The organism is Leptolyngbya sp. 7M, assembly GCF_018128485.1.
Genome location: NZ_CP070897.1, coordinates 5565615 through 5581668, shown reverse-complemented (window position 1 = coordinate 5581668; position 16054 = coordinate 5565615). Strand labels below are relative to the sequence as shown.

At 50.6% G+C, this 16054-nt stretch carries 14 protein-coding genes and 3 pseudogenes; 5 read left to right on the top strand and 12 right to left on the bottom strand.

Going from position 1 to position 16054, the window contains the following annotated elements:
- Positions 1-160: 160 nt before the first annotated feature.
- A complete protein-coding gene (locus tag JVX88_RS29330; protein ID WP_211622027.1) occupies positions 161-706 on the bottom strand; it encodes an NADPH-dependent FMN reductase in 546 nt (181 codons plus the stop codon).
- 450 nt (positions 707-1156) lie between these two features.
- On the opposite strand from JVX88_RS29330, the pseudogene JVX88_RS29325 reads away from it, so the two are divergent.
- From JVX88_RS29325 to JVX88_RS29315, 3 genes and pseudogenes are all read left to right on the top strand, one after another.
- A pseudogene (locus JVX88_RS29325) lies at positions 1157-2866 on the top strand (ATP-dependent metallopeptidase FtsH/Yme1/Tma family protein); the annotation flags it as partial.
- Between the two features lie 306 nt (positions 2867-3172).
- Positions 3173-3391, top strand: coding sequence for a 50S ribosomal protein L31 (rpmE, locus tag JVX88_RS29320; protein ID WP_211622026.1), 219 nt, complete (start codon positions 3173-3175; stop codon positions 3389-3391).
- Positions 3392-3554: 163 nt separating this feature from the next.
- Positions 3555-4598, top strand: coding sequence for a DUF1385 domain-containing protein (locus tag JVX88_RS29315; protein ID WP_211622025.1), 1044 nt, complete (start codon positions 3555-3557; stop codon positions 4596-4598).
- Positions 4599-4610: 12 nt separating this feature from the next.
- On the opposite strand, the pseudogene JVX88_RS39350 reads toward JVX88_RS29315, so the two are convergent.
- From JVX88_RS39350 to JVX88_RS29265, 9 genes and pseudogenes are all read right to left on the bottom strand, one after another.
- Positions 4611-5707, bottom strand: a pseudogene (locus tag JVX88_RS39350) (ISAs1 family transposase).
- A 161-nt stretch (positions 5708-5868) separates the two neighbouring features.
- Positions 5869-6963: a GNAT family N-acetyltransferase gene (locus JVX88_RS29300; RefSeq protein ID WP_211622022.1), complete on the bottom strand. Its 1095-nt coding sequence runs from the start codon at positions 6961-6963 to the stop codon at positions 5869-5871.
- A gap of 68 nt (positions 6964-7031) precedes the next feature.
- The gene (locus JVX88_RS29295; RefSeq protein ID WP_317134483.1) at positions 7032-7589 is read right to left on the bottom strand and encodes a hypothetical protein; all 558 of its coding nucleotides are present in this window, start codon (positions 7587-7589) and stop codon (positions 7032-7034) included.
- Between the two features lie 63 nt (positions 7590-7652).
- On the bottom strand, positions 7653-8987 hold the full coding sequence (locus JVX88_RS29290) for a carotenoid oxygenase family protein (RefSeq protein ID WP_211622021.1): 1335 nt from the start codon (positions 8985-8987) through the stop codon (positions 7653-7655).
- 10 nt (positions 8988-8997) lie between these two features.
- Positions 8998-9270: a CNNM domain-containing protein gene (locus JVX88_RS29285; RefSeq protein WP_225931213.1), complete on the bottom strand. Its 273-nt coding sequence runs from the start codon at positions 9268-9270 to the stop codon at positions 8998-9000.
- Positions 9271-9434: 164 nt separating this feature from the next.
- Positions 9435-9710, bottom strand: coding sequence for a hypothetical protein (locus tag JVX88_RS29280; RefSeq protein ID WP_211622020.1), 276 nt, complete (start codon positions 9708-9710; stop codon positions 9435-9437).
- Between the two features lie 115 nt (positions 9711-9825).
- Positions 9826-10536: a ribulose-phosphate 3-epimerase gene (gene rpe, locus JVX88_RS29275; protein ID WP_211622019.1), complete on the bottom strand. Its 711-nt coding sequence runs from the start codon at positions 10534-10536 to the stop codon at positions 9826-9828.
- An 18-nt stretch (positions 10537-10554) separates the two neighbouring features.
- Entirely contained in the window at positions 10555-12084 is a 1530-nt protein-coding gene (locus JVX88_RS29270; protein ID WP_211622018.1) for a TldD/PmbA family protein, read from the bottom strand.
- On the bottom strand, positions 12020-13678 hold the full coding sequence (locus JVX88_RS29265; protein ID WP_410503738.1) for a WD40 repeat domain-containing protein: 1659 nt from the start codon (positions 13676-13678) through the stop codon (positions 12020-12022). Before JVX88_RS29265 ends, JVX88_RS29270 begins: the two co-directional genes overlap by 65 nt.
- 87 nt (positions 13679-13765) lie before the next feature.
- On the opposite strand from JVX88_RS29265, the gene JVX88_RS29260 reads away from it, so the two are divergent.
- Together JVX88_RS29260 and ychF are read left to right on the top strand one after the other, a co-directional pair.
- Positions 13766-14392, top strand: a complete 627-nt coding sequence (locus tag JVX88_RS29260; protein WP_035998256.1) for a MarC family protein — start codon at positions 13766-13768, stop codon at positions 14390-14392.
- 87 nt (positions 14393-14479) lie between these two features.
- Positions 14480-15019: pseudogene (gene ychF / locus JVX88_RS29255) on the top strand (redox-regulated ATPase YchF); the annotation flags it as partial.
- Between the two features lie 218 nt (positions 15020-15237).
- On the opposite strand, the gene JVX88_RS29250 reads toward ychF, so the two are convergent.
- Positions 15238-15522 carry a hypothetical protein gene (locus tag JVX88_RS29250; protein ID WP_211622016.1) on the bottom strand — a complete coding sequence of 95 codons (285 nt, stop codon included), beginning with the start codon at positions 15520-15522 and terminating at the stop codon, positions 15238-15240.
- Positions 15523-15775: 253 nt separating this feature from the next.
- The gene (locus tag JVX88_RS29245) at positions 15776-16000 is read right to left on the bottom strand and encodes a hypothetical protein (RefSeq protein WP_211622015.1); all 225 of its coding nucleotides are present in this window, start codon (positions 15998-16000) and stop codon (positions 15776-15778) included.
- Between the last annotated feature and the right edge of the window lie 54 nt (positions 16001-16054).

The following is a 16054-nucleotide window of genomic DNA, read 5'->3' as shown; positions in this document are numbered from 1 at the left end:
TATTTGTTTAGCGCTTTCATGCTGCTGATCGAGTCTTCCTCAAGGTGCGGGCTTAGCGCAAGCATTGAATTAGTTGGAGTGCGGGCAAACTGCCCGCGACCAAAATACTGGCACGATCAAAAATCGAATCACTTGCAGTAGCCCCAGTCACCGCGATGGGTTAAGAAACGCCTCTCAGTTTGCGCGTGTTCTCCACCAAGCTCTGAGCAAAGCTGTCAAAGCGCTCAGAAAGCTTCTGATCAAGCAGCTTGCCATCTTCTCCAAACGCCTTCCAGGCCTGTCCAATTGCCACCTGTTCCGGAATCACCCAAGCATGAACCCAGCGCATGATCACCCGCAGGTCGTTGAGGGCATTGCTGTTGGGCTGGCCGCCGAGGATGCTAATCAAACCGGCCACCTTGCCATCTAGTTCCTCAAAGCCCATTAAGTCAAGCGCGTTTTTTAAAACTCCGCTGACGCTGCCGTGATATTCTGGCGTCACTAGAATCAAGCCATCTGCCTCCTTCACCGTTTGGCTAAGGCGAGCTACATCTGGGTAGTCAGAGTAATCGTCTCCACCATCACAGAAGGGTAAGTTCATTGTGCGCAGATCCAAAATTTCCACCTCGGCACCCAGAGCTGCAACTCGCTGAGCTGCGATTTGCAGAGCCTGCTGACTGTAAGAACCCGATCTCAAACTGCCTGCAATTCCGACAATTTTGACCATAGTTACCTGCCTGGACAATATCATTAGCTCTATTCTAGCTAAAGCGAACTCGATATGACTATGCCTAAGGGGCAGACAAGCAGTAGGTCAAGTGGTTGACGGCGATATCGTTATTTCCAGCTAAAAGTCCAAACCAAGTGTCCAACTGTTGATTGCAATAGTTAGGATGGGGTGGAGTTACACTAGATTCTAGGGCTGTAACCGAATTCCCAGCGATCAGATTCGGTGAATTGTTTCTATGAACCGCTGAGCGATCCGCTAGAGCGGCTGGGACAGAATTGCAGGAGATGGCAAGGACACTATAGATCTATGAAGCAGGCTGATCACAACACATCCGTCAGGCAACTTTCTCGTCATGGTAAAAAATCTCGCAGAACCGGAACGCTGGTTACGGGTACGGTCACTGCCATGTGGCTGGTTTTACAAGGCACCTTTGGCAGCCTGCCCGGTTTAGCCCAGTCTCAAACTGCCGAACGGGAAGCGTTGACCTACAGTGAGCTGCTGAAAAAAATTGATGCCGGTCAGGTCAATCGGATTGAGCTGGATCCAGCCCGTGGTGTGGCCCAGGTACAACTCAAGGGTGAATCGCAGCAGAATGCCACTCAGGAAGTGACGCTGTTTGCTGGCGATCGCAACCCGGAACTGATCGAAGCAGCCCGCAAGAATAATGTCGATCTAGAAGTGCAGCGCTCTCCCGACAGCAGTGCCGTCGCTTGGCTGATCATGCATGGGCTGCTTGTCTTTGTCTTGATCATGGTGCTGTTGACAGTAATTCGTCGCACCACTAATGCCTCTGGGCAGGCGATGAATTTCGGCAAATCCAGAGCCAGATTCGATGCGATGGAAGGTCCGACTCCCATTTCAGCTCTAATCCACGCGGCAACGATGGTGGCAGCCGGCGTCTTCTTGATTGCCCGCATGTATCCGGCCTTTGAGCATGTGCCTAGCGCCATGAACACCATTGCCTGGACTGGGGCGGTCACGGCCTTTATTGGTGCCACTACCGCGATTACCCAAAACGACATCAAGAAGGGCTTAGCCTATTCCACCATGTCGCAGTTGGGCTATATGGTGATGGCGATGGGCGTTGGTGCCTACGGAGCAGGCTTATTCCACTTGATGACCCACGCCTACTTCAAGGCAATGCTGTTTTTAGGATCGGGGTCGGTAATCCATGGGATGGAGTCGGTTGTCGGCCATGATCCGGTCTATGCCCAAGACATGCGCTTGATGGGCGGACTGCGGAAGTACATGCCGATTACCGCGATCACCTTCTTGATTGGCACACTGGCGATCTGTGGGATTCCTCCCTTTGCCGGATTCTGGTCTAAGGATGAAATTCTGGGCGCGACCTATGCTGCCAATCCGGCTTTGTGGGCCATTGGTTGGTTAACCGCTGGAATCACCGCGTTTTACATGTTCCGCATGTACTTCAGCACCTTTGAGGGCGGTTTTCGGGGTCAGAATGAGGGCATTAAGCAAAAACTGAAGCTAGAACAGCTCCAGCGTTTGGGCTTGGCCTTTGGTCCTGGGGCGATGAACCCGAAGGAACTGACGGCAGAATTGCCCCAAGAAGCCCACGATCACGAAGCGCCAGTGGATCATCACAGCAGCGAGCCGCACGAGTCGCCGATTTCAATGACGCTGCCGCTGATTGCCCTAGCCATTCCGTCAATTCTGATTGGTTTGGTCGGGACACCGTTCGCTAACTATTTTGAAGCGTTTATTCCCCCGCCCGGCGAAGTCGTGGAAGGGATCCCTTCTGAGTTTGAGTGGAGTGAGTTTCTGCTGATGGGAGGCAGCTCGGTTGGCATTGCCCTGCTGGGTATTACCTTGGCCTCGTTGATGTACCTGAGCCGTAAGATTGATCCCGCCGCGGTGGCCGAGAAAATTCAGCCGCTGTATCAGCTCTCGCTCAACAAGTGGTACTTCGATGATATTTACGAAGTGCTGTTTGTCCAGGGCAGCCGTCGCTTGGCACGGCAAGTGCTGGAAGTCGATTTGCGGATTGTGGATGGCGTTGTCAACTTGGCGGGTTTTGTCACCCTCGTGACCGGCGAAGCGCTGAAGTACTTAGAAACAGGACGTGCCCAATTCTATGCCCTGATCGTGTTTGGGGCGGTACTGGGACTCGTGCTGCTATCAGGAATTACAGGTTAGGGAAGTTTTGAGTTCTGGTGGCATAGCCTGTGCCCTTGGCACCGTAGGCATAGCACGCAGTTTTAAGTTTTGAGTGAGGGCGAGTGGAATAATGTTGAGTTTTGGTGACGCAGCTTGTGCGCAGTACATAGTTTTGAGTTAGAGCAGATCAGGAAAAAGGATATTCCCGCGTGAAGAAAGACTTTGGCACTGCCTTACCAACCACAGTACCCCGAAAAGATTAGCCCTAGAACAATATCTAATCCTTGACCTCCAGACAGCGAAACCTTATTATAAGAGATTGCCAATTTGGGCAAGTTTAATGCAATGAAAGCAGAAATACATCCAAATTATCAGGAGATCACCGTTTCGTGTGCGTGCGGCCATTCCTTCAAGACGAAGTCCACGCTTGGTGAAGAACTCCACGTCGAAATTTGTTCTGAGTGTCACCCGTTCTTTACCGGAAAGCAGAAATTGGTCGATACGGCAGGGCGCGTTGACCGGTTTAATAAACGTTATGCTCGCGGAGCGCAGGCAACTAAGTAAGTAAAAAGTTTGCTTCTGGTGATCGATACCAGCAGAAATCATTAGCTGAACAATATCCGACGCCGACCTAGGGCCGATCGATAGGAGTGCATCGAATGCCTCCGCGAAAGGAAAAAGGTTGGCGTTATTGTTTTCTTTAGGGCATCTAAATATCGGAGCTTTTATGCAAGATCGACGAACAGCCAGATTAACCCGATTCATCCATACTGTTTTCGCAATGGAACGAGACCTGATAGTCGGAGGGCAAGCCGTAATGGAGGGCGTGATGATGAGAACGCCATCAGCGTATGCCATAGCCTGCCGAAAACAGAACGGTGAGATCGTAACTAAGGCCGAACGTCTGCCGAAATGGAGCGACAAATACAAGTGGCTGAATACCCCTGTCCTGCGTGGCGGGGCGACCCTTATCCAGACGATGGCCCTTGGTATAAAGGCATTAAATTTTTCAGCCGAGATATACGAGAACGATCAAAAAGAACAAAAGGAAACAGTTAAAGAGAAGCTCCTAGGATCGCAAATGGTTGCTGTTGAAGGTAGGACGGATGAAGAGTTTCTAAAAGCTCCGGCAAAGATATCAATGCCGGAGGATTCCAGAACAAAAAAGGCTGGTCGTTCGGCTAGTGCAGTTGGTTCGATCATATTTGCCCTCGCTTTCAACATTCTGCTTTTTGTGGTGGCTCCTCTTATTCTAACGAATGTTGCATTCATTGCTTTTGGTTGGGCCGAAGCTCCATTGATCCCCGCAGATGCCGTATGGTGGCAAACGACCTATGCATATATTTGGGAGACAAAACCGCACTCGTGGATAGCTTTCAATCTAGTTGACGGTATTATCAGGATGTTCTTTTTTGTCCTTATGATCTATTCGATGTCGTTTCTTAGGGACATTCGCCGTGTGTTCGAGTATCACGGAGCAGAGCACAAAACGGTTTTTGCCTGGGAGAAAGGAATGGATCTTACACCGGAGAATGCCGACAAGCAACGCCGTCAGCATCCGCGATGCGGAACTTCGTTTCTTATGGTTGTTATGCTGATATCGCTGGTGTTGTTCTCTGTCATCACGTTCGAACAGACCTGGCTCAATCTTGTGGTTCGCATCGCTCTTATGCCGCTTGTTGCGGGGCTTTCATATGAGGTTATCCACGCTAGGCCAATTTTTCCCATGTTTCAGCCCCAATTAGGTTCGGAAGTCCCCCAAATTTGGTAGGGCTGATTCATTCTAGTCAGAGGGAAAATCTAACATCGACAACAATTGGTCGATATCATTGCCGAAGCGGTCAATCGCAGCGGTAATCGACGGATGCCCTGCTCGACGAAACACCGTCACGACTAAGTTGCGAATCATCGCCAGCACGGTCGCCGCACCCCGCGTGGCAATCGAACTCTTATCCTCGCCCAGCCCCACATCTTTAACCCAATGCCAGGGGTTCTCAATGCCCCAGTGTGCTCGGATTCGAGCTTGTAATGCCTCAGCCTCCACTGTCCAACTCGTGATGTAATAGCGCTGCTCAAAGTAAGGGGCACTGCCCCGAGTGCCCCAGCGGACTACGGTCACTCCCCGTTGAACCCCAGCCCAGTGCTGTTTGAGACCCTCAGGCAACTCAAACACCGCTGCTACTCGTTGGGTCTTGCGGTCACGAGTTCGTTCACTCGTTAGGTCCACACTTTGCACGGCATTACTCCTAGCGAGTTCTCGTAATTGTTGATGCAACTGCTTCTGATTCGCTTTGACATTATTCACGTAATCATTCCCTTGTTCGTGAATTAACTGCACTGTTTTTTTTGAGCATGCAAAGCGTCTAAACTCACGGTGACGCCGCTCAACTGCAACTTCTCCAACAACTGGTAGACCGCAGCAATCTCGCTGGTGTCGTGATTATTGAAGGCGGCCTGCCCCACCACCATGCCTTGCTCTAACTGAAACACGGACACCACATTGACAAAGTTCTGCTGGGCCGCATAGACATCGGTGACGGTATTCTTCAAACTCTTACCGTCGATGGCACAGTTGTTGCCGGGTTGAATTAACCCACAAGCTTGGGCCCAGGTGTTGAACGCATCAGCCACTGCGTTGAAATCAATCTCTAGCAGCAAGCGGCGAATCGTGGAGTAACTCGGCAACTCGGCACGAGGTAAGCCTAACTGCTCTGCTAGATGGCCTTGATGACGTTGCATGAAGCGAGCCAGTCCCCGATAGCCGCGATAGCCACTCATCGTGCCGAGAATGATTAACAGCAGCAAGACCCACAATGGGTAGCGTCGTCCTGCCCCTCGACGGTGGTCGGGAATAGTTTGGAGGGCTTCGATTAAGGTCATGGTCTAGCATCGTTGATCTACCTCTCTAGCTTACTTTTCCTCCTCCTAGAATGAATCAGCCCTACCCAAATTTGGGGGATTGAGGGGGCCGAGAGGATTTGTGTGTGCACCGTAGCCTTAAAAAAGGGGAACCGTAGGCGTAGCCTCTGTGTCGCACATATTCAAACTCTGCGCCCATCCACCTTCTCTCCTAAACCCGCTATACTCGGCAGTAACGCACTGTTGCTGGAGTATGCTGAATCAATGAATTTACCGCTAGATGAAACCCTGTCACGGCAAGTCGCAGAACAAATCAAAAGTAAAGCGCGACAACCGTTTGAGAATTCGCGCTCTGGCTGATAGTCGGTCGAGGTCAACTGGAGCGGAGCCGGTACCTCTTGAGTAACTCGCGCCATCTGAGTCAACAGCTCTGGATAGAGCCATGTATAGGCTGGATGAACCGTCAACTGCGCCGTATGGGGCTGGCTGCCATCGCGGCAGAGCTGCAGCTGAAAGTAGCCAATCGCTGCTTTGCGCTGCGACTCAAAGACATAGCCGTTGGCAAGGTCGGTTTTGCGAAACCAGCGGGTCATGCCGCTACCAATCGCCTTCATGAGGCTAGTTTTGAAATCTGCGATGTGACGGTCATACACTTGCCGTACAAACGACGGCATCGACTGGGTATCGAGTTGATAGAGCAGGCAGGCGTCGGCATTGCTGACCGGCAGCAGATTTGGCAGATCTGGCTCGCGCTGGGCCAGTACCTGCAAAATTTCAGGTGAAATCGTCCAGTAGGTGATGTGAGCCAAAGTCTGGAAGCCATTCTGGCGATAGAGGGCCAGGGTTGCTTTGTCGTTCACATTGACCTCTACTAACCAGGTGCGAGCCTCCCAAATTGCCTGAAAACAGTGACGCAACAGTTGGGAGCCAATTTCGCTGGGCATGGCATCAGCGGCCCGATCCACCATGACCCGGTCGATCCGCCAAGTGCTGCGCGTCCGGTTAAACGGTGAGACCTGAATCAAACCCCGCAATTGGTTGTTTTGCTCAGCCACGTAAGCACAGAAAAAGGAACGCAGCGGATTGGGGAACCAGCTGACACACTTCAACACCCCGTACCAGCGGCGGAGTTGCCGGAGCTGCTGCCCTAGATCAACAACATTACTGCTCTCAGCTGCGCCAACTTCTTCACCAGCTAACCGAGCAATGTCTTCTAAATCTCGGTATTGAATCGGGCGAATATTAATCACGGTGGTTTGGGGAATGGTCGAAGTCATAGGTGAGGGGGAGTAAAAGGTCAGACTAGAGGACCGGACTGGGCGCGATGGGCAAATTCAGTAGACTATCAGACCGGACGGATCAAGACCAGAGGAGTTTGTTCATCAGCGTTACCAGCAGGATTAGTCACTAAAGCTTGTTCCAGAAGAGTAGAAGGTACACCAGGACTCGCTGCCAATATCTTAACTGCTTTTAGATCATTCACGTCTACGATAGCTGCGGCCAGCCCTGTCTCTCGCTGAATTTGATCCACCACCTGCTGAGGATTATCCGGACCCAGCACTACAAACTGGTCATAGGGAGGTAGCGTACCCGTGACATCATCGATTAAACGAGCCTGCTCGCCCGCGAGTTGGTAAAACATCCCTGGCTGTTTCAGAAACTTTTTAGCCAACGCCCCTAATATAAACGCTAGCAAAACTCGTCCGGGTCCAACAATATCCACTAGGCTTTGCATGCCGCAGGCAGTTGCCAAACTCGATGTGGGCAAAAAGAAGTAGCAAATTCGCCGCGCCAACCAGCCGGGTTGAATTTCAGTCGGGTGCCGGAATCGCCCCTGCATCAGTCCGGGCACAGACCGAATCAAGGTGCTGTTTCGCGTGGATGAATCCCGCTTTCTCCGCATCACCGTCGAAGATATGCTAACTCTGCGTACCCTGATCAATGATCGGCCCGTGGTGCAATTGAGTTAAGGTGCTGCACTGGCAACCATCCAACTACCATGCGTCCCCATCGGTACCCGTACTGGTAGGTGGATCTGGGCAATCGGTGCGGCAGTAAAGTTAGCAGCATCTAAAATCAGCAGATCGCTGGTTTGGGTTATTTCATTGAACACCCAAGTCATAACGTAATGGTCTACCGCAGATGTGCTGTCTGGTTTGGGCACAACCGTTGCTTCGCCGCAGTAGCATCCGGGCTGCAAGCGATGGACCTGACTGGTTTGCTTCACCAGATCATACTGAATCAATTCAGGAAAATAATTGGGGATAGCCTTTTGAGCCATTAGTTCTAAGTCCATGTGGGGCATATAGCCGAATCGATAGGGTTTCCCGATTTGTTGCCGATCCAGGCTAGGAAAGTCTACGTTGCGGTCGTCTAGGGTCTGCTGGGTAATCGTTCGATCGCCTAGGTTAATGGTAATCCGCTGGAAACGAGATCGATTACTCAGAATAGCTGACAATGTATTTTCAAGTATCATCTGGGGATAGTAGGCACAGTCAACTACAAGTGTCCCATCTTGCTCAAATGCATTCATAAAATGCCAGGCCCAAAACGCTTCAGTTTCTATCCAAATGGGTTTCCGCTCTAAGTCGTAACGGTGAATCAAACCAATTCTGGCCCCCTGCTCTGGTTGCCAGACCAAGGGAATTCCAGTGCGCATAGCCTGCTGAAAATCAAACACTAAGGGGCAATGGCAAAAAATGGCGTAATTTTCGCTGAGGGCCATATCGTGTAGCAGCGCTGGTTGAGGTAGCTCAATTCCTGTTGTGCGGGTAATTTCTCCAGCGGCGTTCGCGACATAGTATGTCAAATAGGGTTCAGTAAAAAAAGAGTAACGGTAAAAGTGAAGTTCTCCGGTATCTACATCTAGCTTGGGATGGGCCGTCATCGCCTGTTTAAGTTTACCGTTGAAATTCCATTCACCAATAGTTTCTAAATCGCGTGACATTTCGTAGGGCAATCCGGTTTCGTAGAGCGCTAATAATTTACCGGCATGGGCAATGATATGGGTATTGGCATAATTGCGGAACCGTAGCTCTGGTAAGGCTCGCTTAGCCTGCATTTCATAGATTAAGCCTTTGGTCAAAATCCAGCGATTGCGGTATCTGGCTTTACCGGCCTCAAAATAAACCGCATGCAGCATGCCGTCGCCTTCTAGGGGATAGGCATAGTCAATGGGCTGGAACATGGGATTCGGACCATTGCGAACGTACATACCAGCTAAATCGGGCGGAATTTCTCCCGTTACTGGCAGGTTATCCAGATCCACTTCTTGAAACACCGGCGCGTTGATGCCCTGCAAAAACAGATCACTACTCGCCCAGCTCGGATAGGTCCTGTGAAGCAGTGATACCCGTTTGCGTGACTGAGAGGTACTGCTGGAGGTTCGTTTGGGCCTGCTGCACGAGCTGAGCTGCTTTGGCTTGAGGTTGCTCGGTTTGTTCTGCTAACTGGCTGATCTCGGTTTTTGAAGCAGCGACCAACGAGAGTTCAGCCGCAACGAAGAAGCCAATCACGAGTACCAGCGCCATCAGTAGGGTTAGGCGCAGTAAGGTTTCTGCTAACTCAACTTCGATGGTGTGCAAATGATGTAACGCCTGTAGTAGCACAAAGAACCCCGCATTTTATCTTCTTTTATTGTAAAAGTTTTATTGGAAAAGTAAGTAATTCAACTGAATTAAAACCAAGCTCAGAGTGTTGTCGCCGCCCGAAGGGCGGCGACAACACCTCCTTTGGGTTTCATGTTTAATTATGTTGTTCTACTTATTAGTGAGAAAATAAACGGACGCACGGATATATGAAGTATATGAAGAAAACCAGGAGCACGCAGGAAAATTACATTGCCGGGAGTAGGGTTAAGTCGAACCGCATCTGTACCCTGCCGGTCATCGCCGCGGTAAAACTCGGCTTCCCCACTCAGGTTAACCAAGGCAATCAAATTAATCGCTTCTAAACTATCTCGATGCGGTGTAATTCCAAGTTGACCGGGTGTATACCGTTGCAGTACCAGTTCCGTGAATTGCAACGGTATAGTGAATGGCTAATTATTTAGCCGAGTGCACGCGCTGGAACTGTAGGCGACGGAGGCGTAGGTTCCGCAGTTTGTGTAGCAGCAGTTGCTCTTACTCTGCGAGAAGCCGCTATGCCGTAACCAACTCCGGTGCCGGACGCTTGCTGGTGCGGATACCTTCAATCGCCGTCGCGTAATCCTTCTGGCCAAACACGCCTGAACCCGACACAATCGCGTTAGCGCCCACTTCCAGCACTTGCCAGGTGTTGTTCGCTTTTAAGCCGCCATCCACTTCAATCCAGGGATCGAGGCCGCGCTCGTCGCACATTTGGCGGAGCTGACGAATCTTGCCAACCGCAGACGGAATGAAGCTCTGGCCACCAAAACCAGGGTTGACGCTCATGATCAGAACAATGTCGCACAGATCCAGCACATAGTCGATCAAATCGAGCGGACTGCCCGGATTCAGCACCACGCCTGCTTTTTTACCCAATTCTTTGATCTGCCCTAAAACCCGATGTACATGAATCGTAGAGCTGGATTCGGCATGCACCAGAATGTGATCGGCTCCGGCTTTGGCAAAATCGGCCACATATCTCTCTGGCTCGACGATCATCAGATGCACGTCCAGTGGTTTTTGGGTGTAGGGGCGGATGGCATCCACAATCAGCGGACCGATCGTAATATTGGGAACGAAGCGACCATCCATCACATCTACATGCACCCAGTCGGCTCCAGCCTCGTCGATGGCCTTAATTTCCTCTCCCAAGCGGCTAAAGTCTGCTGATAGAATCGATGGGGCAACGACGATTGGTTTCGGCGATAAAGTTTGTTTCGTCAAGTAGCATTTCGTGTCCTCCTAATTCGCATCCCCACCTGCGGAAGTATTCAAAACGTTTATATTCCTGAAACGGGCAACTGGGCAGCCGTGGGAGACGGCATTCGATTGGCCGGGTTGTCCCTTGCCGTCGTTGAATGATCCCGGCACCTCATAGGTCGAGCGGCCGCCGAGACCGTCACACGCTCCCCAGAAATCGGTCGTGCGGGATTGATATGCAACATCGCGCAGCATCCCTGTAATTTTTCCATTCTTGATCTCCCAGAATGTTTGCCCACCGAATTGAAAATTGTAACGCTGCTGGTCGATAGAGTAACTTCCTCGTCCGTGGATCATGATCCCGTTCTTAACATCGGCGACGAGTTCTTCTGTGGAAACATCATTTTTTGATGGCTCTAAAGAGATATTTGGCATTCGCGGGAAGGGAACGCTACCCCAACTGTCTGCATGAAGGCATCCGTAGGATGTTTTCTTTCCGATCAGTGGCGCAAGGTCTCGGGTCGTCTGCCAATCTACAAAAACGCCATCTTTGACTATATGCCATTCCTGAGCCTTTACTCCCTCGTCATCGAAACCTACGGTGGCAAGCCCCAGCGGTTCTGTACGGTCAGCGATAAAATTGACGATCTTGGAACCGAATTGGAGCTTTCCGGTCTTGTCAGGAGTAAGGAAGCTTGTTCCGGCATAATTTGCTTCCCACAATAAGGCACGGTCAAGCTCCGTTGGATGGCCTACGGATTCGTGGATGGTCAGGAAAAGATGTGAGGGGTGCAGGACAAGATCATATTTTCCAGGTTCCACAGAGCGGGCACTTAATTTCATTACCGCCTCTTCGCCGGCTTGCTCGGCTTCTTTCATCCAATCATTTTCCTCGATCACTTCATAACCGATGGATTGTGCCTCACGAAAACTGTTTCGTGACTGAAAGTCACCGGTAGATCGATTGACGGCAGTTACAGAGAAAGATGGATTTCCGCGAATCAGGTATTGTTCAATACGCGAACCATCGGATGTGGCAAGGAACTTTTGCTCATTCACCCACGCCATTGAAGAATTCACGAAATTAACGCCTCGGACGGCCAGCGCAGATTCGTTGAGTTTCAAAAGAAATTGGACCATGTCATCGGTCGGCACTTCGAACGGATCTTTCTTGAATGAACTCTTCCAGGTTGCCTCGACCTTAGGAGCATCTACCATCACGAAGCGGCGTTTGTTGAACTTTGCATTCGCTTTTGCGATCTCAATAGCTTCTCTGGTAACGCGCTGCACCTCGTCACTAGTCACAAGCGGACTGGCTGCGAAACCCCAAGTTCCGTTGTATAGCACGCGGACCCCGAATCCGAAGTTCTGCCCGCTCGAAACGTTTTGGATCTGACGTTCTCTGGTAGAAACAGCCTGCAGGCGGTACCTGTTTATACGGATATCTGCATACGAAGCTCCCAAGCGTTTGGCATTAGCTAATGCGGCATCGGCAAGAGCCAGCTTGTTAACCGAAGTGGACTGGTTCACCGCCATGTCCTTTCCACTCGGCCCGTTGCGTTCCAGAGGCATTCCAGACTCGGATTGTACCATCGGTAGCGGCAGTGGCTAGTGTTTGCCCATCTGGACTAAACGTGACCTTAAGAACCGTACCTTGATGTCCTTTTAACTGTCTCAGCTTATTTCCAGTAACATTCCAAAGCAAGACTTCTCCGGAATTACCTGCTGTGGCAATTGTTTGATTATTCGGGCTAAAACTGACGCTCTCAACTTCTCCCTTGTGCCCCGTCAGAGTTACAACCGGAGCGCCAGAAGCGGTCCATAGACGGGCCGTGCCATCTTCGCTCGCAGAGGTAATGTACTTACCATCCGGGCTAAAGCTAACCGAATTGATACTGGCAAGTGGACCGCCCTCGTGGGCTTGAAACTGCGTTAGCTTTTCCCCTGCCAAACTCCAAAGCTGAATCGTGCCGTCTTTACCCCCAGTGGCGATGCGCTTGCCATCCGGACTGAAGGCCGTTGCTTTGATTTCCCCCTGATTCGCTGGGAACCGATTCTTTTCACGGATTCTGTTTAGGATGACGTCTAGCGCCACAATCGGACTATAGGCGGGGTAGGCTCCCATCCTGGTATTTTCGCCAGCCAGGTCTTGTAGCGCCTGGCCATTTTGAATCGCTGTCAGCAAGGCATCAATCTCGCTAAAGTCAATTTGCTCAAGCGAACTCACCCCCTTCTGCTCTAACTCACTGGCTCTCCTGGCAAAGGCTAGTCTGTTGAAGGCATGGGAGGCGAGTAACGATGCTCCAATCGCGATCGGAACAATCACAGCCAGGGAAATTATGCCCCTCCGGATGATTTTATTGGCCTTTTGGTTGGCTTCGGTTAGAAGCTGATTGCGCTCTTTTGCCGTCTCTAGCTCGGCTTGGCGACGACGCTGCAACCTTTGCCATTCCATACTGGCATCGATGAATTGAGTCTCTAGATCGGTCAAACCTCCTAGCAGCGCAAATGCATTGTTTTGCCGCAGTTCGATGGCTCGGTCTAATCTGGACCCCTTGAGCAACTCATCTTTTGCCCGGTCGAGTTCGCCAGAATCTTCAGAAGCGGCCTGAGCCAGAGCCGATTGCCAGCGGTGAACATCATCAGCCAGCAGATTTTTAAAGATAATCGCATCCTTTGCTTCCTCTAACCATTTCTTCAGCTCATCCCAGGAGCTTAAAATGATTTCATGGGCAATTTCAAACGTGGCGTTTTTCTTCACATCCGACAAACTGCCCACTAAAATTTTTTCTTGGTTGGAATACTCATAGCCACTGATAACCATATTTTCATTCACAAATTTCTGTAGTGTGGTTTCAATCGTTTCGCCTTGAAACTCTGAGCGATAGGCTTTTCGGCTGACTGCTCGCGAACCAGAATCGCTGTCTACAATTTGCACCAGCCTGAGGAAAATCTGCCGGGTTGCGTCTTGTTCCGCCTGATTCAATTGCTCATACAGCTTGTTGATCCGTGCTTGACGTTGATAGCTTGATCGGATTTTTAACCAGATTGAAGATTGGGGTGAACAAGTTGAGATGGCAGCAGCGGTTTGGATACAAAGTGTGATACTAAATAATTCAACTAAACAATCAAGCCAGTGCGTTCGCGTCGCCTGTGCAAAACGCAAACATCTTGGCGTCAGCGAGACGTTTGTAGTCCCTACAGGATCACCAAATTCAACTTACTCAAGCTCAAGGACTCTTTCTCTACGTAAATGGATGTATCTCTGTTCGTCAGAGCGTTTATCGCCGTTTTTGTTTTAGCCGATGCACTGGGCAATGCGCCTGTATTTCTGGTTCTTACTAAAGGCATGGAGCCAGAGGAACGAAATGGCGTGATTACCCGGGCTGCGCTGGTGGCAACTGCCGTTTTAATCACCTTTACCCTGATCGGCCAGCCGATTCTCAATTACCTGCATATCAGCATGGCGTCGCTAGAAGTGGCTGGGGGCTTGCTGCTGCTGCTGATTGCCCTAGATATGCTCCGAGGTAAACTAGATGAGCCGATTACCGAGCCGAATCGAGATGTGGCGATTACACCTCTGGCGCTGCCACTGCTGGCGGGTCCCGGCACCCTAACTACAGTCATGCTGCTGGTATCTGACGACAGTGGCAACCTCTACTCCAATTACATCAGCGTTGTGGCTGGCATTGTAGTGGCCATGCTGGTGACCTGGTTCATCATGCGGCAATCGGCTTTTATTGACCGCTGGATCGGAGCGGAAGGAGCCATTATTGCCACCCAACTCCTGGGCTTTCTCTTGGCGGCCCTAGCGATTGAAATTGGCGTTGGCGGACTGAAAGAGCTATTTCTGGCCTCTGGGCCGATGGGGTGGGGCTAGGGAAGTTTCTCAACACAAAACTCAATAAAACCTGTCAAACTGGAGGATGGATTATTTTGTTTTGTAAGGTGAGCAGCCCAAACGGTCATGTTAAGAGCTGGAATTGTTGGACTACCCAATGTCGGAAAATCAACGCTGTTTAATGCGGTTGTGGCCAACGCGAAGGCCCAGGCAGCGAATTTTCCGTTTTGTACCATCGAGCCAAATGTGGGGGTGGTGGCGGTTCCGGATCAGCGGCTGCAGGTGCTAGCGCAGATTTCAGAGTCAGCAGAAATTGTTCCGGCTCGGATTGAGTTTGTCGATATCGCCGGATTGGTCAAGGGAGCCAGCAAGGGGGAAGGCTTGGGCAACCAGTTTCTGGCCAATATCCGTGAAGTCGATGCGATTGTGCATGTGGTGCGTTGCTTTGAGAACGACGATATTATCCATGTGGCAGGGTCGGTCGATCCAGTGCGCGACATTGAGGTGATCAATCTGGAGTTGGCTCTGGCCGATTTGGGCCAGATTGAACGCCGCATCGAACGCACGCGCAAGCAGGCTAAGACGAACAAAGAGGCACAGGTGGAACTGGTAATTTTGGAAAAGCTGCAGGTTGCCCTCAACGAAGGAAAGCAAGCCCGCCAGGTAGCTTTGACAAACAGAATTTGCCACGGGCCGATCAGAATTTACTGCACCCGTGGCCATTCTCTCAACCATTCCCACTGTGGTACCCAGCATCATTCCAGACAGGAACGATAAATACAGCAAGAGCCATACAGGTACCAGGTGCTTATGCTGTAGCCTAGGCTGCAACCTATGCTGTAATAGTTGCGTCAAGCTCACCATTACTCATGCTTCGAGTCTACTCACTTACGTGAACGATAGGCTGCAACACCAACGCCAGTAAGCACTAATCCGCCTACAGTAGCGGCGATCGGCAACGTTGTTCCCAGGCCAGCCTCGTAAGCGCCGCCTGCACCCGCTGCGACTCCACCATTCGGTACACCGTTATCGTCCTCATCGCCATTATCTACTTGGGCCAGGGCAGGACCGATTGCTGTAAAACTAATCAGTGCAGCAGGCACTAATAGTAAAAAAACGGTCATCATAGCTGTGCCAATCGAACGCTTTGTTGGTAGTACAAGCTTCATAACAACCTCCTTCCGGTTGTGCAAGTTCAATGTATTGAGCAGAATTGGTCAACCATTCGTATCCCACTTGGTATACCTACATAGTTTATAGGCTGCTCATGAACATTCAATGAGAGAAAGATGAGTTGTCTTTCATGAAGTAATTTTAAATATTGATTTCCCCTGATTAGAAGAACCTAAATAGAAACGGTTGAAGGTTCGGTGAGAGCAGCATTGATAATTCGTAACGCATTAGACATCACCTGAGCCAGAACTACGCGAAGGTGAAACTATTCGAGCCAATATCAATCACATTAATGCCATTCAAGGTAGCTATCTCTTGCCCCATTGCACTGATCACAGCACCCATTTCGCTTTGGGTAAAGCTAAGGTCATCAATGCTGCAGACGCCAGATACACCCGCTAGCCCGATCACATCAACATCACCTCTGATGAATGGACTGCTCCCTAGAAACCAAATGGTTCCGGGACTAATCATCCGCGATTTACATCAGATTGTTTTATCGGATGGTATACCTGAGGATATCTACAC